This window comes from Micromonospora sp. WMMD710 (assembly GCF_029626045.1).
In the GTDB taxonomy this organism is placed as follows: Bacteria; Actinomycetota; Actinomycetes; order Mycobacteriales; family Micromonosporaceae; genus Micromonospora.
Genome location: NZ_JARUBD010000001.1, coordinates 1924226 through 1948084, shown reverse-complemented (window position 1 = coordinate 1948084; position 23859 = coordinate 1924226). Strand labels below are relative to the sequence as shown.

Genomic DNA, 23859 nt, shown 5'->3' with positions numbered 1-23859 from the left:
TTCGTCGTCCGGCGTGACGACGTTCAGGCCAGCCAGCCGCCGGTCATCCGGGCCACCGCGGAGCCGTCGAGGTCGGCGAGCTTGACGCCGACGAACTGCCGGGCGCCGTCGGAGGTCTGCACCCGCGCCGGCGGCGCCGGGTCGGTCAGGGTGGCGACCACCACCGCAGCGGCGTCGGCCGCGGACTGCGCGGCGGCGAACGCCTGCCCGGTGCGGGCGAGGTACGCGCGCAGCGCCGGCCCGTACACCCCGGCGGCGGCGCTGGCGGCGTCGGAGTCGATGCCGATGTTGGCGACGAACTCGCTGGCCACCGCGCCCGGCTCGACGACGGTGACGCGTACCCCGGTGGTGGCGGCGAGCGGGGCGAGGGACTCCATGTACCCCTCGACGGCGAACTTCGCGGCGCAGTACGCCTCGTTGAACGGCTGCCCGACGATCCCGCCGACGCTGGAGACGGTGATCAGGCGGCCCCGGCTGGCCCGCAGGTGCGCCAGGGCGGCCCGGCTGACGTGCAGGACCCCGAAGAAGTTGACCTCCATGACGGCCCGCACGTCGTCGACGGTGTCCTGTTCCAGGGTGCCGACATGCCCGGCGCCGGCGTTGTTGATCACCGCGTCGAGCCGCCCGTACGTGCCGACGACCTCCTCGACGCAGGCGCTCACCGAGTCGGGGTCGGTCACGTCGAGGCGGCGTACGTCGATCAGGTCGGCGACCCCGGCGGCGTCGGCGGCGGCGCGCAGCCGCTCGGCGCGGCCGACGTCGCGCATGGTGGCGACGCTGCGCCAGCCGGCGCGGGCGCAGCCGAGTGCGATCTCCAGCCCGATGCCGGTGGACGTGCCGGTGATCAGCACCGTCTGCTCGCTCATGATTTCCTGCTTTCCTGCCCGGGCGGCTGCGCGTGAACTCTGATGAGGGTCACCGCATGGTATGGCCAGGGCTGGCGTCGGGTGCCGGGAGATGCCCGGCACCCGCCCGATCGCGGGGGGCGGCGGGGTGCTGGTTCAGGCTGGGCGGCGGCGGTGGGCGCGGCTGGGGTCGCTCGGGCGGCCGGGGTCGACGTGGCGGGGCAGGTCCGGTTCGTCGGGCCGCAGCGGGGCCAGGGTGTCGGTGAGCGCGTCGATGATCCGGTCGGTGGCCCTGCGGGCCGCCCCCGGGGTGGCGGCGGTCGTCTCGGCCAGGTCGACGGGCGTGCCGAAGTGCACCCGGATCACCGGGCGGCGCCACAGTGCGCGGGCGACGCCGCGCAGCATGCCCCGGGGCGCCTGGTAGGGCAGCACCTCGTGGGAGCCCCACTGGGCGACCGGGATGACGGGGGCGGCGCAGGCCAGGGCGAGTCGGGCGGCGCCGGTCTTGCCGCGTTCGGGCCACATGCCGGGGTCCAGGCCGATGCGCCCCTCGGGGTAGATGAGGATCACCGACCCTCGGGCGACGGCGGTGGCGGCGTCGTCGAGGGCCCGGTGCACGGCGCTGGTGCCCCGGTCGACGCGGATGTGGCCGGCGTGACGCATGGCGGCGCCGAGCACCGGGGCGCGGAACAGTCCGGCGGTCGCCATGATCCGGGGGGCGATGCCGCGGGTCTGGCAGGCGGCGGCCATCACGACGGGGTCGAACGGGCTGATGTGGTTGGCGGCCAGCACGAGTGGGCCGCGGCGTAGGTGCGCGGGCACGTCGCCGCTGACCTCGAGGCGGGCGAGCAGGCCGACCAGGGCTCGGGCCAGCAGGAGGGCGGCGCGCCAGATCAGCGGCGGCTGCCAGGTGGAGTTCGCGGTGTCCATCAGCGCGACATCGTCGCACGCGTCGGCCCGGTCGCGAGGGCTGGTTGGCCGGGGTGATCAGGGTCATTGGTCCCGGGCCGGTTCGGGCCGCCCGACCCTGCCCGATTCTCTACGACGAGCAGTAGTATTTACTACGTCTCGTAGTACGCATAGCTGGGGGTATTCAGGTGGACGCCTTGGACGTCGCCCGGTGGCAGTTCGGTGTCACCACCGTCTACCACTTTCTCTTCGTTCCGCTGACCATCGGCCTGTCCGTGCTGGTGGCCATCCTGCAGACGATGTGGCACCGCACGGGCAACGAGCGCTACCTCAAGCTCACCAAGTTCTACGGCAAGCTCTTCCTGATCAACTTCGCGATGGGCGTGGTCACCGGCATCGTGCAGGAGTTCCAGTTCGGCATGAACTGGAGCGACTACTCCCGCTTCGTCGGCGACATCTTCGGCGCGCCGCTGGCCATCGAGGCGCTTGTCGCGTTCTTCCTCGAATCCACCTTCATCGGCCTGTGGATCTTCGGCTGGGACCGGTTGCCCAAGCGGGCGCACCTGGCCAGCATCTGGGCCGCCGCGATCGGCACGAACCTGTCCGCGTACTTCATCCTCGCGGCGAACTCGTTCATGCAGAACCCGGTCGGCTTCCGGATCAACCCCGACAGCGGACGCGCCGAGCTGACCGACTTCCCGGCCGTGCTGACCAACAAGGTCGCCCTGATCACCTTCCCGCACACCCTGGCCGGCTCGTTTCTGGTCGCCGGGTCGCTGATCGTCGCGGTCGGGCTGTGGCATGTGATCCGCAACCGCGACTCCGCCGACACCGGCGCGTACCGCTTCGCCACGAAGTTCGGCTCCTGGGTGGTCCTGGTCGCCTCCGCCGCCGTGCTGTTCACCGGCGACATCCAAGGCAAGATCATGACGGACGTGCAGCCGATGAAGATGGCCGCCGCCGAGGGCCTGTACACCACCGAGAGCCCCGCCTCGTTCTCCGTGCTCACGATCGGCAGCCTCGACGGCAGCCGCGAGGTGTTCGCCCTGAAGATCCCGTACCTGCTGTCGTACCTGGGCACCGGCGACCCGCACGGCACCGTGCAGGGCATCAACGACCTGCAGGCCCAGTACGCCACCCAGTACGGCGCGGGCAGCTACACCCCGATCATCCCGGTCACCTACTGGAGCTTCCGCTTCATGATCGCCTTCGGGATGGCCGCCGGCGCGATCGCCCTGCTGGTGCTCTGGAGCCAGCGCAAGGGCCGCACCCCGAGCAGCCGGTGGCTGCTGCGCGCCGGGCTGGCCATGCCGGTGCTGCCGCTGCTGGCCAACTCCTTCGGCTGGATCTTCACCGAGATGGGCCGCCAGCCGTGGATCGTCTTCGGCGAGATGCTCACCCGCAACGGCGTGTCCCGCAGCGTCTCGCTGACCGAGGTGCTCACCTCGTTCACCGCCTTCACGCTGATCTACGCCACCCTCGCCGTGATCGAGGTCAAGCTCCTGCTGCGCTACGCCAAGGCCGGGGTGCCCGACGTCAGCGAGGAGAACCCCACCGACGACACCGACGACGCCGAGCGTCCGCTCGCCTTCGCCTACTGACCCCGGAGCCCATCGTGGACCTGACCACCATCTGGTTTCTCCTCGTCGCCGTGCTGTTCACCGGGTACTTCATCCTGGAGGGCTTCGACTTCGGCGTCGGCATGCTGCTGCCCGTGCTGGGCCGCGACGACCGCGAGCGCCGCGTGCTGATCAACACCATCGGCCCGGTGTGGGACGGCAACGAGGTGTGGCTGATCACCGCCGGCGGCGCCATGTTCGCCGCGTTTCCCGAGTGGTACGCCACCCTCTTCTCCGGCTTCTACCTGCCGCTGCTGCTGATCCTGCTGGCGCTGATCGCCCGCGGGGTCGCCTTCGAGTACCGGCACAAGCGGCCCGAGGCGTCCTGGAAGCGCCGCTGGGACGCGGCGATCTTCCTCGGGTCGCTGCTGCCGGCGATCCTGTGGGGCGTCGCCTTCGCCAACATCCTGCGCGGCGTGCCCCTGGACGCTGACCACGAGTACGTCGGTGGCCTGGTGGACCTGCTCCACCCGTACGCCCTGCTGGGTGGCGTGACCACCCTGGCGCTGTTCCTGACCCACGGCGCGGTGTTCCTCGCCCTGAAGACCACCGGCGACATCCGCGAGCGCGCCGGCGCGCTCGCGGTGCGCCTGGGCGTCGGCGCCGCCGTGCTCGCGGTCGGGTTCCTGACCTGGACGTTGAGCATCCGCTCCAGCGCGGCCGCCGTCGTGCTCGCCGTCGGCGCGGCCCTCGCCCTGCTCGGTGGTCTCGCCGCCGCCCGGGTACGACGGGAGGGCTGGGCGTTCACCGGTACCGCCGTGGCGATCGGCCTGGCCGTGGCGACCCTGTTCGCGGCGCTGTTTCCGAACGTGCTGCCGTCCACCCTGGACGCGGCCGGCACGTTGACGGCCACCAACGCCGCCTCCACCCCGTACACCCTGAAGATCATGACCTGGGTGGCCGTGATCTTCACGCCGGTCGTGCTGGCCTACCAGGCGTGGACGTACTGGGTGTTCCGCAAGCGCATCGGCGTGGCCAACATCCCGCAACACTGACCGTCATCGGGGGCCGGCGTGCCGGCCCCCGATGAACGGCATTCGCCCCTGACGGAGCGTGACCGGACGATACGATTCGAGGGCCGGATTCAGACCCGGCGTCGAACCCGACGGTCGCACGGGGGGCGTCATGTGCGGCAGGAAACGCGAGCCCGAGACCGACTGCCAGCAGCTCACAGGGCAGACCCTGCCCGCCGATGTCGTGCTGAGCAGGTGCCCCGTTGGCCGGTCCGACACCGATCGGGTGACGCTGACAGGGGTCACCGTCCAGGGCCGCTTGAACCTGTCCCAACAGCACCTGGCGCACGGGCTGCTGTTTCGCGACTGCCACTTCGACGACGGGGTGGACCTCCGTGGCGCGGTGTGCGAGGAGCTGATCCAGTTCGTCGGCTGCGAGCTGAACGACCTGCACGCCGACAACATCATCGCCCGTAAGGGCTTCAGCGTCGTGGACTGTCAGCTGCGGAGGGTGAGTTTCGCCAGCGCGCAGATCACCGAGGACCTACGACTGAGCAAGAGCCGCCTCTCGCACGAGGTCGACCATGTGGCGCTACACGGGCCGAACATGGTGATCGAGAAGTCGCTACGCCTGGACGAAACCTGGATCACGGGGGAGGTGCGAATCCCCTTCAGTCACGTGGGCCAAGATCTCGACCTGCGCTCCGCGCACCTCGACAACGGCGCCGGCCTGGCGCTCGACGCGACGTCCGTGATCGTCGGCGGACAGCTGCGCGGCGACGACGGCTTCACGGCTCGGGGGGAGATCCGGCTGTGCTGGGGGCGGATGTCCTCGATATCCTTCCGCGCGGCGGAACTCCACAAACCCGGTGGCGTGGCGCTGCGGGCCGACTCGATCCATGTGAGCCTCGGCTGCTACCTGGACCAGGGGCTCACCGCCTCCGGCACGGTGCGGCTGGTGGGCGCGCAGATCGACGGTGAGCTAGCCTGCACCGCCAGCACCTTCACCAGCGCTTCCGGGGCGGCCATCGAGGCCGAGCGGTTGGTCGCCAAGGACGTGTACCTCGACCGGGGCTTCCGCGCCGACGGTGTGGTCCGGCTGGTCGGCGCGCAACTGGCCCGCCAGCTCACCTGCACCGGCGGCCACTTCGAGAACCCGGCCGGCGACGCGTTGGACCTGACCGGCATCACCTGCACGGGCAGCGTCTACCTCAACCAGGATCCGCAGCACGAGCAGTGTTTCCACGCCCACGGTCGGGTGCAGATGTGCGGCGCCAGCATCGGTGAGTCACTCGTGTGCAGCAGTGGTCTGTTCGAGTTCCCGGGTGGCGTCGCGCTCGACGCCGACGGGCTGAACGCCGTCGGCGACGTACGCCTCAACCAGGGGTTCCGCGCCGTCGGCCGGGTACGGCTGAGCCGTGCCACGATCGGACGTCAACTGGACTGCGGCGCGAGTTCGTTCGTCTCGACCGAGAACCCGGCACTGGACCTGACCGGCCTGGTCGGGCACGGGGACGTCCTGCTGACATCGGGTTTCCGCGCGGCGGGCCAGGTGCGGATGCGCGACGCCGACGTCAGCCGCGACGTTGATCTGTCCACCGCGCACCTGGAGGGCACCGGCACGAAGGTGTTCGACGCGTTCGGCCTTCGGGTCGGCGGCACCTTCACGTTCCAGTTGGCGCAGCCGCCGAAGGCGGAGGTCGATGTGCGGTTCGCCGACGTCAGGCGACTCAACGACTCGCCGTCGAGTTGGCCCACTCGCCAGACCTCGATGGAGGGCCTCACCTACCAGAGCGTCAGCAACATCCCGTGCAGTGGGCGCATCGAGATCCTGCAAGGAACGAAGGCCTTCTCGCTTCAGCCGTACCGGCAGCTCGGCAAGGTCTACCGGGAGGCGAGCAAGACGAAGGAAGAGCGAGAGGTCCTCATCGCCGGTCTGCGCGACTATCGCAACCGGGGCAAGCTCAAGTGGCCGCAGCGGATGTGGAACCTGTTCCTGGAACACACCGTCGGGTACGGCTACCGGCTCTGGCGGCCATTCGTCATCGCGCTCGCCCTCGTGGTGTTGAACTTCCCGATCTACCACACGGCCGAACACCACAACCTGATGGAGTCGGTGGGCGCGAAGGAGAGCCAGGAGCATCACAATGTGAAGCACTGCCCCACCGACTTTCCGTGCTTCAACCCGCTCGCCTACTCCATCCAGCTCTTCATCCCGGTGTCGAATCTGCACGAGGTCGACAAATGGGTGCCGGACGCCACGAGGGGCTGGTGGTCGACGTTCCTGCTCGGCTGGACCTGGCTCATGATCATCATCGGTTGGTTGCTCGCCGCGGCGCTGGGCGCCGGACTCAGCCAGGCCGTCCGTCGACAATGACCGGTGGCGACCCTGCTTCCGCAGCTGCCGCCCTGCACGCCGGAGCGCTGGCCCTACGCCCCCGCAAACCCGACATCGACGGGCTGCCGGCCGGTGGTTGTCGCCGAGGGCGGGCGCGGCCCGGATAGCTGGGCCTGCCCGCGCCCCGTACCGTGCCTGCGGGTGGGAGGCGGACGGCGTGCCGCCACCGTACTCTGTACGAGAGGGTCACCCGGCACCGCAACGGCATGTTGACCCGCCTGCTCACCCGACTACTCGAGCACCACGGCGGCCACTGACCGCAACACCACCACGGCGGGCCCACCCAACCGGGCAGACCCGCCGCGAGCAAAACCCAGCACTCAGCTCGCCTCGCGCAGCTCCGCCAATCGGGCCTCGATCTCGGCCAACTCCGCGCGCAGCTTTTCCGCCTGCTGCTCCGCCTCGGCCCGCTCGGCGCCCAGGATCTGCTCCACCGCCTCCTGCACACCCGGCACATCCACCAGCGCCACCATCTTCAACGCCTCCGCCGGCTTCACCACGTACGGCTTCGCCAGGGCTTTGCTGCCCTGCTGCGCGGCGATGGTCCACTCGCCGTCGGCGTACGCCAGCGTCACCGTCAGGCCGGTGGGGCTCTTCGGCTTGACGGCCTTGACCGCCCGCCGCGCCGGCGCCTTCTCCGTCTGCTCCACCTTCGGCTCCTCCTGTCGCGGCGCGGGCACCCGCGGCGTGTCCAACACGAACTCCGGCGCGGGCACCGAAGGCGACACCGACGGCTCCGGCTCCGGCTCCACCACCCGACGGCCCGCACCCTTCGGTGCCACCGCCAGATCCGCGGCGGAGAACGGCAGCTCGTCGCGACCGAACCGCACCACCACGAACTCGTCGGACACCTCGGGGTCGGTCAGCTCGACCACCTGGCCGACCTGACCGGCGATCTGCCCCGCCGACGCGGTGAACACCACCCGCGGCTTACGCCCGGCCGCCAACGCCTCCCGGATGCTCTGCACCTCGTCAGTGGACAAACCCTGGCCGGCATCCATCACAACCCTCTTCCGTACACCTGTTTGATTGCTGTCTTGATACCAGCCCGCTGCGACACCCGCCGCACGGGGCTCAGCCGCCCAGTGCCCGCAACGCCCGGTCGGCGTGGTCGTTCATGCTGACCTCGCTGTGGATCACCTCGATGACCCGCCGGTCGGCGCCGATCACGAACGTCATCCGCTTCATGCTCAGCGGCCCCAACGGCACCCGCCGCTTCACCCCGAACGCCTGCGCCACCGTGCCGTCCACATCCGACAGCAGCGGGTAGTCGAAGCCGTGCAGCTTCGAGAACTCCGCCTGCTTCGCCACCGGATCGCGGCTGATGCCCACCCGCGACGCGCCCAGCGCCGTGAACTCCGCGGCCAGATCCCGGAAATGGCAGCTCTCCGCCGTGCAGCCCCGGGTCATCGCCGCCGGGTAGAAGAACAGCACCACCGGACCGGTCGCCAGGAACTCCGACAGCCGCCGCGGCGTGCCCGTCTCATCCGGCAGCTCGAAGTCCTCCACCACGTCGCCGACACCCACACCCGCCACCGCGCACCTCCGTTGTCCGATCGAACGCGCGGTGAGCGTAAGCGATCACGCCCAGAGCGCCGACACCTCGTCCGCCACCACCGCCGAGCACCACCGCCCGCCGCATGTGACCCTCCTCTCGACGACTGATCCGCGCCGGTCACGGTAGCGTCGGCCCATCCCACCCGACAGCCCTGGAGGCACCGTGGCACCCGTCACCGTCATCACCGGCGGCGGCCGGGGCATCGGCGCGGCCACCGCCCGCCGGCTCGCCCGCGCCGGGCACGACATCGCCCTGTGCTACCGCCGCGACGACGCCGCCGCCGACGCGGTCCTGGCCGACCTGCGGGCCACCGGTGTGCAGGCCGTCGCGGTACGCGCCGACACCACCGACCCCGAGCAGGTCGTCGCGCTGTTCGACGCCGCCGCACGTCTCGGCCCCATCACCGGCCTGGTCAACAACGCCGGTGTCACCAGCCTCATCGGCCCCTTCACCGAGCTGCGCGTCGAGGACCTGCGCCGCGTCGTCGACGTCAACCTCGTCGGCTACGTCCTGTGTGCCCAGCAGGCCGCCCGCCGGCTGGGCGACGGCGGCGCCATCGTCAACGTGTCGTCGGCCGCCGCGACGCTCGGCAGCCCGGGGGAGTACGTGCACTACGCCGCTGTGAAGGCCGCCACCGACACCCTCACCGTGGGCCTGGCCAAGGAACTCGCGCCCCGCGGCATCCGCGTCAACGCCGTCGCCCCCGGCCTGGTGCGCACCGACATCCACACCGACTCCGGCGTGCCCGATCGCGCCGACAGCGCCGCCGGCCGCATCCCGATGGGCCGCGCCGGCGAACCCGACGAGATCGCCGCCGCCATCGCCTGGCTGCTCGGCCCGGACGCCTCGTACGCCACCGGCACGGTGCTGCGCGTCTCCGGCGGCCTGTGAGCCGGGGCGTGGTGCGCCCCGGCTCACCGCCTCAGTGGGTGAACAGCTTCGCCGCCGTGATCACCGTCTGCACGACCCCGTAGCCGAGCAGCACCGCCACCACCAACCAGGAGATCCACAACCGGGCCTGCTGCCCGTGCCGACCGTCGTCGCTCATCGCGTACCGCTCCTCTCGACCGCCGTGTCCTCGTCCGCGCTCTGACCCCGCGCCGGCTCGTGGTAGCGCTGCGGCACCGGACGCACCAGCAGGTTCGCCACGAAGCCCACCGCGAGCACGCCCACCATGGTGAACAGCGCCGGCCGGTACGCCGCCGCCGTCAACGTGCCCGGTTCGCCCTGCGCGTCGAGGAACCCGTTGACGATCAGCGGGCCGGCGATCCCCGCCGCCGACCAGGCGGTCAGCAGCCGACCGTGGATCGCACCCACCTGGTACGTCCCGAACAGGTCCCGCAGGTACGCCGGCACCGTGGCGAACCCGCCGCCGTAGAACGACAGGATCACGCAGGCCAGCAGCACGAACAGCGCCGTCGCGGTCTGCCCGACCAGCGCCAGCAGCGCGTACAGCACCATGCCGACCCCCAGGTACACCAGGTAGATCGGTTTGCGTCCGATGACGTCCGAGGTGGACGACCACACGAACCGACCGGCCATGTTGAACAGCGACAGCAAGCCCACGAACCCGCCGGCCGCCGCCACCGTCACCGCCGAGGTGCCGTTGTCCCGGAAGAAGTCCTGGATCATCGGGCTGGCCTGTTCCAGGATGCCGATGCCGGCGGTCACGTTGCAGAACAGCACCACCCACAGCAGCCAGAACGAGCGGGTCTTCACCGCGTTGGCCGCCGACACGTTCGCCGTGGTGACCAGGGGCTTGGCCGCGACGCTCGCCGGGTCGAAGCCGTCCGGACGCCACCCCTCGGCGGGCACCCGCACGTTCGCCACCCCGAACATCATGATCACGAAGTAGCCCAGGCCGAGCGTCACGAACAGCCACACCAGCGCGCTGCCCGACGCCGTGGAGCCGGCGTTGGACGGGTCGTAGGCGGGGTCGTAGAACGACAGCAGTTGCCGCGACAGCGGGGAGGCCACCATCGCCCCACCACCGAAACCCATGATCGCCAGACCGGTGGCCAGACCCGGCCGGTCCGGGAACCACTTGATCAGCGTGGAGACGGGGGAGATGTACCCGATGCCCAGGCCGATGCCGCCGAGCAGCCCGTAACCCACGTACAGCAGCCACAGCTGCTTCGTGGCGATGCCCAGCGAGCCCACCAGGAAGCCCGCCGCCCAGAAGCAGGCCGAGACGAACATCGCCTTGCGGGGCCCGTTCGCCTCCACCCACGTCCCGGCGACCGCGGCGGACAACCCCAGCATCACGATCGCGATGCTGAAGATGACCCCGATCGCGGTCTGGCTGGCGTCGAAGTGGGCGATCAGCGAGTTCTTGTACACGCTGGTCGCGTAGACCTGACCGATACACAGGTGAATGGCCAACGCCGCCGGAGGGATGAGCCACCGGCTGTAGCCGGGCGGCGCGACGGTGTGCCGACGATCGAGTGCGGAAAGCATGCGCTGCTTCCTCTCCGGAGCGGACGGGAGACGTCCTCCACATGCCCACACCGCGCCTCGTCGGCAAACCTCGCCAGCGCCGGACGGTCGATGCCGTGAGCTGAGCGGTCAGTCAGCCCCTCGGGCCGAGGAACTACCGGGCGGACGCCCAGCCGGTGAACCGTTCGGTCATATCAGCGCGCGGCACGCCGTCAAGTAGCTCGGCGCTGAGCTGTGCCACAGCATCGTCGCGCAGCGTCGTCAGATAATCCAGCAGGGCGGCTCGATCCTCGCGGTACTCGGCGAGGAGGTTCAGCTTCGCCACCGAGCACGGCCAGGCGATGCCGCACGCCCGACACCGCCAGGTCGGTCGCGTCGGCAGATGCGCGAACCGACGACGGGTCACCGACCAACCCCCACCGGAGTACGGCGGACGGGCGCCGGCACCGCCGTCAACCATCGCGCGCCCGCCGGCATCAGGTACAACTCGCGCCGCGCGACGGCGTCGCCGTTGCGGCCGAGCTGGTACGCGTCGATCCACAGCCAGCCGTCGTACGTGTGCCGGTCGCTCAATGCCCGGATCACCCACACCGTGATGGGCCGGACGAACTGCGGACTCGCGGCACGGGTCAGGTGCAGCAGGTCGCCAGAGCGCACCTCCCGTGCACTCGCGCCGGCGGGCTTCAGCTTCTCGATGGGCACGGTCTTCCCCTCGGATGTGCGGGCCGCCCCGGTGAGTGCTCGCCCGTGGGGCGGCCCCGCTACGAACGCGTCCGCCGGGTTCGGGTCCCTACCGGCCGCGCCGTCTACCTCCCACCTTCGCTGGGGGTTGCGGGACGCATACACTCCGTATAAGCATTTTTCTGGGACGTTCGGGACGTCAGAGGGAAGGCGCGCAGTGAACCACGTACTCATCGCAGCGATGGCCGAGGCGGGCGAAACAGCCGAGAGTCTCGCTGGCCAGGTTGGGGTCGATCCGAAGACGGCCGCACGGTGGGCCAACCCGGGACGCATTCCCCGCGCGAGACACCGCGCCGAGGTCGCTCGCCTGCTCGGTCAGGAGGTCGGTGAACTATGGCCGGACGTCCTGACCCGTCGCGAACCGGCGTGGTTCCGACCCTGGGCGGACATCGAGCGCGAGGCGCTGTCCCTGCGCGGCTTTGAATTCGCCTGGGTGCCGGGGCTCCTACAGACGGAGGCTTACGCCCGGGCGACGCTGGCGGGAGAGGCGCTGAGTGCCGAGGAAGTCGACGAACTCGCAGCGGCGCGCATCGCCCGGCAAACCCTTCTCCATCGCGATCGAGCACCGCTCTTCGTTGCCATCATCGACGAAGGCGTGTTGCGCCGGACGCTGGGAGACGACCGGGACATGATGCGTGAGCAATGCGAACAACTCGCCTCGTATGCGACGCTGCCCACCGTGCAAGTCCACATTGTTCCAGCCAATGTCGGCATGTATCCCGGTCTGGGTGGGCCGTTCAGCATCGCTGAGATGCGCGACGGCATACGTGTCGCGCACGTCGACGGCCAAGCGCAGGCACAAATCATCGAGTCAGCGGTCGATATTGCTACCCTTGACCGGCGGTGGGCGCGGATCAGCGGTGAGGCATTACCGCGGGCGCAGTCTCTCGACCTCATTAAGGAAGCGGCAGCATCATGGACGTGACGGGTGCGCAGTGGCGTAAAAGCACGAAGAGCGGCAACAACGGCGGCAACTGCCTGGAGGTCGCCGACAACCTGCCTGGCGTCGTCCTCGTCCGTGACACGAAGGACCGCGACGGTGGCACGCTGAGCTTCGGCTCCGCGCAGTGGCAGGGCTTCGTCCGCTTCGCGAAGGCCCTCGACGCCGCCTGACCAGCGCCCGCGCGATCGACTCCGTTTCGCGGGAAATGGGGTATCGACGACGGTCGGATACCCCATTTCCAGGAAACCGAGCCGGACGGGCCGGGCGCCCTTTGATCGTTGGCAGATGAGCAATGCGACACGCCGGGCGTCGCGCGTCTGAGCTGCCACCGATCGCCGCTAGCCGGCCGGCTGCGCCCGCCACACCCAGTTGCGCCGCTCGTAGAGCAGCGTGAGACCCAGGCGTCGCATGTTGTCCAGCGACGGGTTGGACGTACCCGGATCGGGTCGGCCCGTCTCGGCGGTGACCCACCGGCAGCCCGCCGCCGCCGCGGCGGCCACCCGGGCCGCCAACAGGCCCGACTGCGCGCCCCGACCCCGGTGCGTCGGCAGGGTCGCGCCGGTGTTGAGCGAGGCGACCTCGCCGTGCACGAACAGGTTGGCGGCGGCCACCATCTGCGTGCCGTCCCAGGCCGCGAACGGACGGAAGCCGGGATCGCGCACACCGGCGGCGAGCATCGGCGCGAGGTGCTGCTCGGGCATGCCGAAGCACCGCAGCACCACCGACGTCCACTCGTCCACCAGCTCGTCGGGGACCGGTCCGACCCGCAGGTCCGTGCGGCCAGGCCGCAGCGCCGCGATCTCGCCGGCCATCTTCACCCAGACGCTCCCCGGGGTGATGGTCTCCCGCGCGCAGATCTCGTCCCAGTCCGCCGGCAACCGGTCCGGCGCGATCTGGATGACCGCACCGGGAGTGCCCTCGGCGCGGTACACGTCGCACACCCGGGCGATCAGGTCACCGGTGACCGGCTCGTCGAAGCCGAACCCGAGCGCCTTGCTCCAGTAGCCGGTCGGGTCGTGCCGCATCGACAGCACCACCCCGCCACCGATCCGGGCGGTGCGGATGCCGAGCGCGTCCCGGACGTCGGCCGGCGCCCCCGACTCGTACCGGAACATGAACTCGGCCTCCGCCAGCTCGGCGAGCGCGCGTACCGCGTCCTGACCCTGATGATCACCTGTCACCCGGCACAGCCTGCCACGACGCCGGCGGCGCCGGCACCGTGAGCAGCGCCACTACCGCAGGTCGGGGGTGTGCCAGCCGCCGGCGAGGGCGTCGGCGTCCGCCGGACCCCAGGTGCCCTTGTCGTACGGCTGCACCTCGTCGGCCAGGTCCAGGATCGGCCCGACGATGCGCCACTCCTCCTCGATCGTCTCGGCGCGCGCGAACCGCAGATGCTGCCCGTCCATCGCGTCGTCGAGCAGCCGCTCGTACGCCTCCTGACGGCGACCGAACGCCGCGCCGAAGTCCACCGACAGGTCCACCGGCCGGCTGGTCACCTCGGCGCCCGGGCTCTTCGCCTGGATCGACATCGTGATGCCGTCACCGCGGCCGAGCCGGAAGCGCAGCAGGTTCGCCGGCGCCGCGGCCCCGCCCTCGGCCGGGATGAGCGTCCGCTGGGGCTGCTTGAACTCGACCACCACCTCGGTGGCCGTTCCCGGCAGGGACTTGCCGGTGCGAAGGTAGAACGGCACTCCGGCCCAGCGGGGGGAGTCGACCGTCAACCGGGTCGCCACGAACGTCTCGGTGTTCGAGCCCGGCGCGACGCCCGGCTCGTCGCGGTAGCCCGCGTACTGGCCCCGCACGGTGCTCTCCGGCGACAGCGCCTCGATCTGGCGCAGCACCGCGCTCTCCGCCGCACGGAAGGCGTCGGTGTCGTCGGCGGCCGGCGCGTCCATCGCGATCAACGCGACGACCTGCAGGATGTGGTTCTGCAGCACGTCGCGGGTGGCGCCCACGTGGTCGTAGAAACCGGCACGGCCCTGGGTGCCGAACCCCTCGGCGAGGGTGACCTGGATGTTGTCGATGTGGTCGCGGTTCCACAGCGGCTCGAACAACCGGTTGGCGAACCGGAAGGCGTACAGGCCCTCGACGGCTTCCTTACCGAGATAGTGGTCGATGCGGAAGACGCGCTGCGGGTCGAACGCCGCGCGCAGCGTCCGGTCCAGCTCCCGCGACGAGTCCAGGTCACGCCCGAACGGCTTCTCCACGATCACCCGGCCCCGGTCGGCCAGGCCGGCCGCCGCCAGGCCCTCGACGACGGCGCCGAACACCGCCGGCGGGATCGCCAGGTAGAAGATCGGCCGCTCGGCGTCACGCAGGCGCTCGGCCAACCGCCGGTACGTGTCGGGGTCGGCGTAGTCGCCGGAGATCATCGACAGGTTGCCCGCCAGGGCGTCGAACGCCTCGTCGTCGACCTCGTCGTTGGCCTCGGTGACCGACTTGCGGGCGGTGGTGACCAGTTGCTGATCGTCCCAGGGGGAGCGGGCCACGCCGATCACCGGGACGTCGAGGCGGCCGCGGCGGGTCAGCTCGTACAGCGCCGGGAACAGCTTCTTCGAGACGAGGTCTCCCGTGACGCCGAACAGCACTACCGCGTCTGAGCGCATGGGCATGGCACTTCCATCCGATCATGTGAACCTGATCTTCCAATCGGTGAACGGCCCGGCCCACCTGCGCATTCCCCCGACAGGGTGGCCGTGAGCACGGCGACAGCCGCACCACCCGGGGACGGCGGTGTCCCCGGATCAACGATTAGGAAGGTTTACAGTCCGGTCGCGTCCCGGGTAGCGTGCGAATCGGATCGATGACCACCGATCACGACGAAGGCCTGGAGGTATCCGTGCGTCGCCGACACACCACGACGCGGCTGCTGGCCATAGCCGCGCTCGCGCTACCGCTCACCCTCTCCGCAGCCCCCGCCGTCGCCACACCGAGCACCCCGGCCCGACAGCTCACCGACGTGATCCCCGCGCCCGTCGACACCCGCCCCGACGCCCGCGCCGCATTCCGGCTCAGCCCCCTCACGGTCATCCGCACCGCACCCGGCTCCTCCGCCGCCTGGCAGGTGGGCCGCCAACTCGCCGACACACTGCGCCCCGCCACCGGCTACCCCCTGCCCGTCCTGCCCGTGCCCTCCACACCACTGCCCGAGATCGCCCTCGTCCTCGGGGGAGCGGACCACCGCGTCGGCCAGGAGGGCTACCAGCTCGACGTCACCCGCCGCGGCGTGACGATCCGCGCCACCACCCCCGCCGGGCTGTTCGCCGGCACCCAGACACTGCGCCAACTCCTACCCGCCGACATCGAGGCACCCACCCGGCAACGAACCACCTGGACCATCCCCGGCGGACGGATCATCGACTACCCGCGCTTCGCCTACCGGGGCGCCATGCTCGACCTCGCCCGGCACTTCCACACCGTCGACGAGATCACCGCGTACGTCGACCTCATCAGCCAGTACAAAATCAACTACCTGCACCTGCACCTCACCGACGACCAGGGCTGGCGTATCCAGATCGACTCCTGGCCCCGCCTCACCACCGTCGGCGGCGGGCCCGGCACCGGCGTCGACGGCGTCGGCCCCGGATACCTCACCAAAGCCGACTACCAGGCCGTCGTCGCATACGCCGCCGCCCGGCACGTCACCATCGTCCCCGAGATCGACATGCCCGGGCACACCAACGCCGCCCAGTCGACCTACCCCGAACTCAACTGCGACGGCGTCGCACCGCCCCCACGCACCGACATCGCCGTCGGCTACAGCTCCCTGTGCATCAACGACGAGCTCACCTACCGCTTCGTCGAGGACGTCATCCGCGAACTCGCCGCCATCACCCCCGGCCCGTACCTGCACATCGGCGGCGACGAAGCCCACGCCACCACCGACGAGGACTACCGCACGTTCATGAACCGCGTGCTGCCGCTGGTCAGCAAGTACGGCAAACGCGCCTCCGGCTGGAACGAGATCGCGCAGGCCGATCCGCCCGCCGACGCCGTCGCCCAGTTCTGGGGCACCGGCACCACCAACGCCGACCTCGTCGACGCCGTCACCCGCGGCACCAAGGTCATCATGTCCCCGGCCAACAAGTCCTACCTGGACATGAAGTACGACGCCACCACCCGCCTCGGACTGCGCTGGGCCGGCCTCATCGAGGTGTCCGACGCGTACGGCTGGGACCCCGCCACGCGCGTCACCGGCGTCGGCGAGAGCGCGGTCCTCGGCGTCGAGGCGCCCCTGTGGTCCGAGACCCTGCGCAGCCTCGACGACATCGAGTACATGGCCTTCCCCCGCCTGCCGGCGATCGCCGAACTCGGCTGGTCGACCACCACCAGCCACGACTGGGAGTCATTCCGGACCCGGCTGGGGGAGCAGGCACCCCGCTGGCGGCTGCAACAGGTCGACTTCTACCCGTCCCCCCAGGTGCCCTGGATCTGAGCCGACCCGGGGCGCCGACCGAACCCAGCCGGCGCCCCGGCATCCCTCAGCGACCGCAGGAGGTGTCCGCCGACGGACTCGGCGCTGCCTGCGATCCGCTGCCGGCGACGGATCGCAGGCAGCGCAGTCGGGCCAGCACGAGCAGGCGACGCACACCCGTTCCACGTCCGCTCGCTAGGCTCCCGGAATGGACCTGGCGGTTGACGAAACAACGGGAACCGGACCGACGATTGTCTGCCTGCCTATGTTCAGCACCACCCGCGCCGCCACGGCAGCAGCCTTCAGCCCCGCCCTCGCCGGCGCAGGCCTGCACGAGACGTACCTGGACCTGCCCGGCCACGGCGACTCACCGGCGACCGACCACCCCGCCTCCCAAGCCATACTCGACACCGTCTGCGCATGGCTCGACCGCCACACCGACGCGCCCGTCCTGCTCGCCGGAGCGTCCTACGGCGCCTATCTCGCCGCCGGGATCGGCCCGCCAGCGACCGGACCTGGTCCGCGGCCTGCTCCTCGTCTGCCCGGGCGTCACCATCGCACCAGCCAGCCGAACCCTGCCCGACCCCCACCCGTCAACGGCGCCCACCGGCTGGCTCGACGCCGCCCCCGCCGACCTGCACCCGCACCTCGACACCGCGCTGGGCCACCGCACCCCGGGCGTCGTCGCCACGGTCCTCGCCGCGCTGAACTCCGGCGGCCCCGGCGACGACGCATTCCAACACGACCTCCGCACAGGACCCGGGTACGCGCTGCCCGACGAGACCGCCGACACCGTCTTCGACGGCCCGGTCAGCGTGCTCACCGGCCGGCAGGACGGCATCGTCGGCTACGCCGACCAGTTCCACGCCATGCGCCGCTACCCGCACGGCACCTTCAGCGTGATCGACGAGGTTGGCCACTACCTGCCCTACGAGCAGCCCGCCCTGCTGCGCGCGCACACCCACCACTGGCTGCGCCGCACCCGCGACTGACCTGGGCGGCGAGCACCCGAGCGCGTCCCGGGCGCCCGCCGGCCGCGCGGACCTGACTTTTGTCATGAGTACCCGTGCGCCTGGTGCCTCTGCCGAGCCGAAGCTCCGATTCGATAATGAACATTATGTAAAGTTAGGCGATCCGAGGCCGTCCCCGCCGAGCGCGGACAGGTGCTCCTCGATCAGGGCGACCCGTTGCGGGACCGGCCCAGCCGGCACGTGGACCAGGTGGTGCCCGTACGCCTCGTACACCTGCTCGTGCACGCGGGCGAAGGCCAGCGATTCGGCGTAGCTGATCCGGCGTGCGGCCGTGCGGGTGATGAAGCCCAGCGGGCTGACCAGAAACACCGTGCGCTGGTAGATGCGCTGCCGCGCGATCCGGTCCACCTCGGCGGCGAGCGTCGGGCCGGCTGGTCTGCCCAGGTGTCGGGTCAGGGCCAGCGTGCACAGGGGCGACCGGTCGTACAGCCGCGTCGGCCGCCGCAGGAGACTCGCGTCGATCATGGAGTTGTGGTGCCCGGCGTCACCCTGATTGCGCAGTTCATCCGCCACCACAAGTCCATGATCGACGGGGGCGACAGGGGGTCCGTCGGCCTCGATCTGGCGGTGGCGCTGCACGGCGGCTACGGCGTCGACGAACGCCGGCTCGCGCCATGGTTCGGCGCAGCCCTGCGCCTGGCGCTCGGCGATGACGTCGGTGGCGGCCTCCCGCACCGTGGCGTATCCCTGGTGGCGCAGCGCCTCCAGCACAGTCGTCTTGCCGGCGCTGGGCGCTCCGGTCAGGACGTACCGCAGTGGTTCGGGCATGGTCTTCTCTTCCTCTCCCCGCGCTTCCCGGAAACGCGAGAATGCTGCATAATATCCCTTATGCATGACAAAAAGGACGAATCGCTCGGGGTGCTGATCGAGGAGTTCCTGACCGCCCGGGCCACCCGCAAGCCCTCCCCGCACACCCTGGCGGCCTACCGGCGGGACCTGTACGCGGTGGCCGCCCTGGTCGCCGACGGGGACGCCACTCCCCTCCCCCTCGACGAGCTGTCGATCACCGACATCTCCCCCCGCGTGCTGCGGTCGGCGTTCGCCCGGTTCGCCGCACCCCGGGCGCCCGCGTCGGTGCACCGTGCCTGGTCCACCTGGAACAGCTTTTTCACGTTCCTGGTCGCCGATCAGGTGGTGGCGGGCAATCCGATGCCGGCGGTCGGCCGGCCCCGTGCGCTACTCCCCCAGCCGAAGCCGCTGCGTGGCGCGGACACCCCCGAGGTGCTGCTGGCGTCGGTCGCGCGCGACGACGGCCGCCAGCGTGACCCGTGGCCGGAGCGGGATGTGGCGGTGCTGGCGGTGGCGCTGTGCGCGGGGCTGCGCCTGTCGGAGCTGCTGGCGCTGCGGGTTGGGTCGCTGACGGGGCGGCCCGGTGAGCGGCGGGTCGAGGTCACCGGCAAGGGTGGGCGTCCCCGGGTGGTGCCGATCGAGGCGGATCTGGATCGGGTGGTGTTGGACTATCTGGACAGTCGCCGTCGGCGTTTCGGGGCCCGGTCGGTACGCCCCGACTCGGCGTTGCTGGTGGATCGGCACGGTGAGCCGCTGCGCCGTGGTGGGCTGCAGTATCTCGTCGATTCATGCTACCGGCGGGCGGGCATCGGTGACCGGGTGCCGCGTGGGGCGCGGTTGCACGCGTTGCGGCACACGTTCGCGACGCGGTTGGCGGAGGACGGTGCCAGCGCCGCGGAGATCATGCGGTTGCTGGGGCACGCGTCGTTGGCGTCGTCGCAGACGTACATCGAGGTGACGGCCGGGCAGCAGCGCGACGCGGTGCGGGCCAACCGGACCAACCGGGCGTTGGCGGCTCTGGTGGCGGTGGACCGGGAGTGAGTGGGGTCAGTGGGCGCGGTGGCCGGTGCCGTCGGCGGTGACGGGCAGTGGGCCGAGGACGGCGTTGATGAGGTGGATGCGGGCGTTGGTGGCCCGGTAGTCGGCGCAGACGGTGTCGGCGCGGTCGGCGAGGCGGGTGGTGGGTCCGGTGCGGACGGCGGTGAGGGTGGCGCCGTCGAGGGTGGTGACGGTGCCGGTGGTGGCCAGTTCGTCGATCGAGTGGGCTCCGGTGCTGAGGTGTGCCCTCAGCAGGGTGCGGAGTTGGTCGGTGTGGTGGGTCATGAGGTCGTCCCAGTTGTCCTCGGAGAACGTGGCGGCGAAGGCGTCGCCGGTGGGCGCGAGGAGGGTGACGGCGGTGCCGGCGGGCAGGTCGGTGAGGACGCCGCTGGTGCGTAGGGCCGCCTCGAAGGTGGGGAGGGTGGGGATCCAGCGCAGGGCCTCGTCGACGGGTTGGTTGGCGAGGAAGGTCGGGTTGCCGGGTTCGGTGCCGGTGGGCAGGGCGGCGCAGAGTGGTCCGGTGACCTGAGGTGGCGTCGGTCGCGGGTCTGGTGGGGGTGTGCTGGCGCAGGCGGTGGCGGCCAGCAGCAGTGCGGTGAGGGGTCGGAGCGCGCGGGGGTGCCGCGGTGCGGGGGTGGGGTGTGCCACGGCGGTCTCCACGGGTCGGGGGGTGCCGGCGGCGCGATCCGCGCGCCGCCGGCACACCGGTGCGGCTAGGTGGTGCTCACAGTGCCGCGCACTGTGCGGTGCGGGGGCCGTGCACGGTGTTGGCGATGCCGAGGTTGCTCGGGGTGGGGTTGTTGCCGGTGCAGCTGAGCGGGCCGCGGATGGTGTTGTCGGCGAGCAGGGGCGTGTCGGTGCCGGTGGTGTTGGCGGACAGGTGGACGGGGCCGGCGGTGGTGACGTCGATGAGGGAGATGGCGTCGGTGGTGTTCGCGATGCGGACCGGGCCGTTGATGGTGCTGTCGGCGAGGAGGATGCCGGCGGCGCCGGTGGTGGTGACGGGGCCGTTGATGGTGGTTCGGGTGGTGACGAGTGCCGCGCCGGCGCGGACGGTGACGGGGCCGTTGATGGTGGCGTCGGTGGCGCAGGTGAACCCGGTGACGACCACGGGGCATTCGTGGCCGCGGTGGTCGGTGACTTCAGCCGAGGTCGACCAGCAGGGGGCGGTGGTCGGAGATGGTGGACAGCGGAGCGGTGACGGCCCGGACGGGTGGCAGCTGGTCGAGGGCGTGCCGGTCGGCGAGGACGTGGTCGAGTTGGACGCGGGGTTGCCCGGCGGGGTAGGTGGGGCGTCGGCCCAGGGGTTGCCAGCCGGAGATGAGCCGGGCCGGGCCGGCGGGCAGGTTGAGGTCGCCGAGCAGGACGCGGGGTGCGGGCAGCGCGCGCAGGGCGCGGACGGTCTGGCGGAGTTGGCGGGCGTTCCAGCCGGGGACGAAGGACAGGTGTGTGGCGGCGACGGTGAGGGGGCCGTGCGGGGTGTCCAGGACGGCGGCGAGGACGACGCGGGGTTCGTCGTGCAACAGGATGAGGCCGCCGCGGGGGCCGGGCACGTAGACCGGGGAGCGCACGGGTGCCGGCTTGAGGCGGGTGACCTGCCAGCTGCGCACCGGGTAGCGGCTGATCAGGCCGATGCCGTAGCAGGGTTCGCCGTGGCCGTCGTCGTCGTGGCGCAGGGGTCGGAACTGTTCGCCGGGGGTGCCGACGACGGCGGCGGCGAAGCGGTGGTGGGGTGCGTCGAGGGCGTGGGCGGCGATGGCGGTGAGGTCGAGGTTGCCGCTGCGGCGCTGGTCGCGGTCGACCTCCTGCAGGGCGAGCACGTCGGCGTCGAGGGCGCCGATGGCGGCGGTGAGTCGGTCGGAGTCGACGAGCCCGTCGGTGAGGGATCGTCCGTGCAGCAGGTTGAAGGTGGCCAGGCGCACTCCTGCACCCTACGTCCCCGTGGCAGGGTTGCCGGGTGGTCAAGGTGCTGCTGTGTTCCGTGCTGGTGTTCGTGGCGGTTGGCGCGGTGGGGGTGTGGTTGCGGCGTACGCGGGGTCGGTGAGTGGGTGAGGCTGGCCACTCGGGTGCTGGTCGGGTGGGGTCGGGTGGGGAGAATGGCGGCCCGTGGACGCCGTTTCGTTGAGTACGCTGCTGGCCGCCGCGGCGATGGCGGGGTGGGTCGATGCCGTGGTCGGTGGTGGTGGGTTGTTGCTGTTGCCGGCGTTGCTGGTGGCCGCGCCGGGGTTGCCGGTGGCGACGGCGTTGGGCACGAACAAGTTGGCGGCGATCTTCGGGACGGGCACGGCGGCGGTGACGTACGCGCGGCGCACGACGGTCGACTGGCGGGTGGCGGGGCCGGCCGCGGGGTTGGCGGTGCTCAGCGCGGGGGTGGGTGCCGCGCTGGCCGGGGCGGTGCCGGCGTCGGCGTACCGGCCGGTGGTGCTGGTGGTGCTGGTGGCGGTGGCGGTGTTCGTGCTGCTGCGCCCCCGGCTGGGGGTGGTGGCGGCGCCGGCGAAGCGGACCCCGCGGCGGGTGGTGGCCGTGGTCGCGGTGGCCGGGGTGGGTGTCGCCCTGTACGACGGTCTGATCGGCCCGGGTACGGGCACCTTCCTGGTGTTGGCGTTCACGGCGCTGGTCGGTGCGGATTTCGTGCACGGTTCGGCGATGGCGAAGGTCGTCAACGCGGGTACGAACCTGGGTGCGCTGGTGGTGTTCGGGGTGACCGGGCACGTGTGGTGGTTGCTGGGCGCGGGCATGGCGGTGTGCAACATCGCCGGAGCGGTGCTGGGGGCGCGGATGGCGTTGCGTCGCGGGTCGGGGTTCGTGCGGGTGGTGCTGCTGGTGGTGGTCGTGGCGTTGGTGGCGAAGCTGGGCCATGACCAGTGGGTGGCCCGCTGATGCCGGTGCGCGCCGAGCACGACCGGGTGGTCCTGGCCGGGCTGCTGGGTCGTGATCCGGTGCTGCACGCCTACCAGTTGGGCGACCTGGACGACTTCTTCTGGCCGTACACGTCGTGGTTTCGTCGGGGTGAGCAGGTGGTGTTGCTGTACCACGGGGTGGATCCGCCGACGGTGCTGGCGTTCGCCGCGCCGGCGGACACCGCGGCGATGGCGGCGTTGCTGGCCGACCTGGCGCCGGTGCTGCCGGCCCGGCTGTACGCGCACCTGTCCCCCGGGCTGGTCGACGCCCTGTCCGGGTCGTTCCGGTGCGACTCCGGTGGACGGCATCACCGGATGGCGTTGACGGACCCGGCGCGGCTCGCGGCGGTTGCCCCGCAGGGTGTGGTGCTCGGCGCGGCGGATCTGCCGCAGGTGCGTGAGCTGTACGCGCGGTCGTACCCGGGGAACTGGTTCGACGCGCGGATGCTGGACACCGGGCAGTACCTGGGGGTCCGTGCCGGCGGTGAGCTGATCGCGGTGGCCGGGGTGCACGTGTTCTCGCCGGTGTACCGGGTGGCGGCGGTGGGCAACGTGACGACGCATCCGCGCTGGCGGGGGCGGGGTGTGGGCGCGGCGGTGGTGGCCGGGTTGTGCGGCCGGCTGCGGGACAGCGTCACGCATGTGACGTTGAACGTGAAGGCGGACAACGCGGCGGCGGTGCGCCTGTACGAGCGGGTGGGCTTCACCCGGGTGGCCGACTACGACGAGTGGACGGTGACGGCCCGGTAGGGCGTCAGCGGCGGCGGCTGGGTGAGTCGAAGCGTCCGGCGCGGATCTCCCGTAGGGCGCGGCGGCGGATGTCGCCGCGCAGCGTGTCGACGTACAGGGTGCCGCGCAGGTGGTCGGTCTCGTGTTGCAGGGCGCGGGCGAGGAAGCCCGTGCCGGTGATGCTGAGGGGTTCGCCGTTCTGGTCGACGCCGTGTGCGGTGGCGTGTAGGGCGCGGGCGGTCGGGAAGTACAGCCCGGGGATGGACAGGCAGCCCTCCTCGTCGTCCTGGAGTTCGTCGGACAGTTCGAGGGTGGGGTTGATGAGGTGCCCGCGGTGCCCGTCGGCGTCGTAGACGAACACCTGGGCGCTGACGCCGATCTGGGGTGCGGCGACGCCGGCGCGGCCGGGCGCGCCGAGCAGGGTGTCCATCAGGTCGGTGACCAGGGCGCGCAGCTCCGCGTCGAAGGTGGTGACCGGGTCGCATTCGGTGCGCAGGACGGGGTCGCCGATGATCCGGATGGGCCGCATGGTCATGCGGGTCAGCGTATCGCCGGC

26 protein-coding genes are annotated in these 23859 nt (G+C 71.2%); 11 read left to right on the top strand and 15 right to left on the bottom strand.

Features of this window, described 5'->3' with window-relative positions; genetic code table 11:
• Positions 1-23: 23 nt before the first annotated feature.
• Together O7620_RS08880 and O7620_RS08875 are read right to left on the bottom strand one after the other, a co-directional pair.
• Positions 24-866, bottom strand: a complete 843-nt coding sequence (locus O7620_RS08880; protein ID WP_278122643.1) for an SDR family NAD(P)-dependent oxidoreductase — start codon at positions 864-866, stop codon at positions 24-26.
• Between the two features lie 135 nt (positions 867-1001).
• Positions 1002-1775, bottom strand: coding sequence for a lysophospholipid acyltransferase family protein (locus O7620_RS08875; RefSeq protein ID WP_278122642.1), 774 nt, complete (start codon positions 1773-1775; stop codon positions 1002-1004).
• Between the two features lie 167 nt (positions 1776-1942).
• On the opposite strand from O7620_RS08875, the gene O7620_RS08870 reads away from it, so the two are divergent.
• From O7620_RS08870 to O7620_RS08860, 3 genes are all read left to right on the top strand, one after another.
• Positions 1943-3355, top strand: a complete 1413-nt coding sequence (locus O7620_RS08870) for a cytochrome ubiquinol oxidase subunit I (RefSeq protein WP_151490234.1) — start codon at positions 1943-1945, stop codon at positions 3353-3355.
• Positions 3356-3369: 14 nt separating this feature from the next.
• Complete coding sequence (gene cydB, locus O7620_RS08865; RefSeq protein WP_278122641.1) at positions 3370-4368, top strand: cytochrome d ubiquinol oxidase subunit II; 999 nt, start codon at positions 3370-3372, stop codon at positions 4366-4368.
• Positions 4369-4612: 244 nt separating this feature from the next.
• Entirely contained in the window at positions 4613-6703 is a 2091-nt protein-coding gene (locus tag O7620_RS08860) for a hypothetical protein (protein ID WP_278122640.1), read from the top strand.
• A gap of 341 nt (positions 6704-7044) precedes the next feature.
• Here the strand turns inward: O7620_RS08860 and O7620_RS08855 are convergent, their stop codons facing one another.
• Positions 7045-7725, bottom strand: coding sequence for a hypothetical protein (locus O7620_RS08855; protein WP_278122639.1), 681 nt, complete (start codon positions 7723-7725; stop codon positions 7045-7047).
• A 73-nt stretch (positions 7726-7798) separates the two neighbouring features.
• Complete coding sequence (locus O7620_RS08850; RefSeq protein ID WP_278122638.1) at positions 7799-8260, bottom strand: peroxiredoxin; 462 nt, start codon at positions 8258-8260, stop codon at positions 7799-7801.
• A 184-nt stretch (positions 8261-8444) separates the two neighbouring features.
• Here O7620_RS08850 and O7620_RS08845 point away from each other — a divergent pair, with 184 nt between their 5' ends.
• A complete protein-coding gene (locus O7620_RS08845; protein ID WP_151490239.1) occupies positions 8445-9173 on the top strand; it encodes an SDR family oxidoreductase in 729 nt (242 codons plus the stop codon).
• A 31-nt stretch (positions 9174-9204) separates the two neighbouring features.
• Here O7620_RS08845 and O7620_RS08840 read toward each other — a convergent pair whose 3' ends face one another.
• The 4 genes from O7620_RS08840 to O7620_RS08825 all read right to left on the bottom strand — a co-directional run bounded on the left by O7620_RS08840 (position 9205) and on the right by O7620_RS08825 (position 11414).
• A complete protein-coding gene (locus O7620_RS08840; RefSeq protein WP_255473694.1) occupies positions 9205-9330 on the bottom strand; it encodes a hypothetical protein in 126 nt (41 codons plus the stop codon).
• Complete coding sequence (locus O7620_RS08835; RefSeq protein ID WP_278122637.1) at positions 9327-10739, bottom strand: OFA family MFS transporter; 1413 nt, start codon at positions 10737-10739, stop codon at positions 9327-9329. The genes O7620_RS08840 and O7620_RS08835 overlap by 4 nt, the downstream gene beginning before the upstream one ends.
• Before the next feature lie 133 nt (positions 10740-10872).
• Positions 10873-11043, bottom strand: coding sequence for a hypothetical protein (locus O7620_RS08830; protein WP_278122636.1), 171 nt, complete (start codon positions 11041-11043; stop codon positions 10873-10875).
• 77 nt (positions 11044-11120) lie between these two features.
• Positions 11121-11414: a hypothetical protein gene (locus tag O7620_RS08825; RefSeq protein ID WP_278126917.1), complete on the bottom strand. Its 294-nt coding sequence runs from the start codon at positions 11412-11414 to the stop codon at positions 11121-11123.
• A gap of 202 nt (positions 11415-11616) precedes the next feature.
• On the opposite strand from O7620_RS08825, the gene O7620_RS08820 reads away from it, so the two are divergent.
• Together O7620_RS08820 and O7620_RS08815 are read left to right on the top strand one after the other, a co-directional pair.
• The gene (locus tag O7620_RS08820) at positions 11617-12384 is read left to right on the top strand and encodes a Scr1 family TA system antitoxin-like transcriptional regulator (RefSeq protein WP_151490242.1); all 768 of its coding nucleotides are present in this window, start codon (positions 11617-11619) and stop codon (positions 12382-12384) included.
• Complete coding sequence (locus O7620_RS08815; RefSeq protein ID WP_278122635.1) at positions 12375-12572, top strand: DUF397 domain-containing protein; 198 nt, start codon at positions 12375-12377, stop codon at positions 12570-12572. Before O7620_RS08820 ends, O7620_RS08815 begins: the two co-directional genes overlap by 10 nt.
• A 168-nt stretch (positions 12573-12740) precedes the next feature.
• Here the strand turns inward: O7620_RS08815 and O7620_RS08810 are convergent, their stop codons facing one another.
• Both O7620_RS08810 and zwf read right to left on the bottom strand, forming a co-directional pair.
• Positions 12741-13583 carry a hypothetical protein gene (locus tag O7620_RS08810; protein ID WP_278122634.1) on the bottom strand — a complete coding sequence of 281 codons (843 nt, stop codon included), beginning with the start codon at positions 13581-13583 and terminating at the stop codon, positions 12741-12743.
• Positions 13584-13634: 51 nt separating this feature from the next.
• Positions 13635-15014, bottom strand: coding sequence for a glucose-6-phosphate dehydrogenase (gene zwf, locus O7620_RS08805; RefSeq protein WP_278122633.1), 1380 nt, complete (start codon positions 15012-15014; stop codon positions 13635-13637).
• A gap of 191 nt (positions 15015-15205) precedes the next feature.
• Here zwf and O7620_RS08800 point away from each other — a divergent pair, with 191 nt between their 5' ends.
• Together O7620_RS08800 and O7620_RS08795 are read left to right on the top strand one after the other, a co-directional pair.
• Positions 15206-16837 (top strand): beta-N-acetylhexosaminidase, encoded by a 1632-nt coding sequence (locus O7620_RS08800; protein WP_278122632.1) that lies wholly within the window; start codon positions 15206-15208, stop codon positions 16835-16837.
• A gap of 230 nt (positions 16838-17067) precedes the next feature.
• The gene (locus O7620_RS08795; protein ID WP_278122631.1) at positions 17068-17808 is read left to right on the top strand and encodes an alpha/beta hydrolase; all 741 of its coding nucleotides are present in this window, start codon (positions 17068-17070) and stop codon (positions 17806-17808) included.
• A gap of 123 nt (positions 17809-17931) precedes the next feature.
• Here the strand turns inward: O7620_RS08795 and O7620_RS08790 are convergent, their stop codons facing one another.
• Positions 17932-18615 (bottom strand): AAA family ATPase, encoded by a 684-nt coding sequence (locus O7620_RS08790; RefSeq protein WP_278122630.1) that lies wholly within the window; start codon positions 18613-18615, stop codon positions 17932-17934.
• Between the two features lie 60 nt (positions 18616-18675).
• Here O7620_RS08790 and O7620_RS08785 point away from each other — a divergent pair, with 60 nt between their 5' ends.
• Positions 18676-19677: a tyrosine-type recombinase/integrase gene (locus O7620_RS08785; RefSeq protein WP_278122629.1), complete on the top strand. Its 1002-nt coding sequence runs from the start codon at positions 18676-18678 to the stop codon at positions 19675-19677.
• A 6-nt stretch (positions 19678-19683) separates the two neighbouring features.
• Here O7620_RS08785 and O7620_RS08780 read toward each other — a convergent pair whose 3' ends face one another.
• From O7620_RS08780 to O7620_RS08770, 3 genes are all read right to left on the bottom strand, one after another.
• Entirely contained in the window at positions 19684-20322 is a 639-nt protein-coding gene (locus O7620_RS08780; protein ID WP_278122628.1) for a fasciclin domain-containing protein, read from the bottom strand.
• 76 nt (positions 20323-20398) lie between these two features.
• A complete protein-coding gene (locus O7620_RS08775; protein WP_278122627.1) occupies positions 20399-20785 on the bottom strand; it encodes a hypothetical protein in 387 nt (128 codons plus the stop codon).
• A 31-nt stretch (positions 20786-20816) separates the two neighbouring features.
• The gene (locus O7620_RS08770) at positions 20817-21596 is read right to left on the bottom strand and encodes an endonuclease/exonuclease/phosphatase family protein (protein WP_151490257.1); all 780 of its coding nucleotides are present in this window, start codon (positions 21594-21596) and stop codon (positions 20817-20819) included.
• A gap of 184 nt (positions 21597-21780) precedes the next feature.
• On the opposite strand from O7620_RS08770, the gene O7620_RS08765 reads away from it, so the two are divergent.
• Both O7620_RS08765 and O7620_RS08760 read left to right on the top strand, forming a co-directional pair.
• Complete coding sequence (locus O7620_RS08765; protein WP_278122626.1) at positions 21781-22554, top strand: TSUP family transporter; 774 nt, start codon at positions 21781-21783, stop codon at positions 22552-22554.
• A complete protein-coding gene (locus O7620_RS08760; RefSeq protein ID WP_278122625.1) occupies positions 22554-23324 on the top strand; it encodes a GNAT family N-acetyltransferase in 771 nt (256 codons plus the stop codon). Before O7620_RS08765 ends, O7620_RS08760 begins: the two co-directional genes overlap by 1 nt.
• Before the next feature lie 4 nt (positions 23325-23328).
• Here the strand turns inward: O7620_RS08760 and O7620_RS08755 are convergent, their stop codons facing one another.
• Entirely contained in the window at positions 23329-23838 is a 510-nt protein-coding gene (locus O7620_RS08755; protein ID WP_151489629.1) for a peptide deformylase, read from the bottom strand.
• Positions 23839-23859 lie beyond the last annotated feature (21 nt).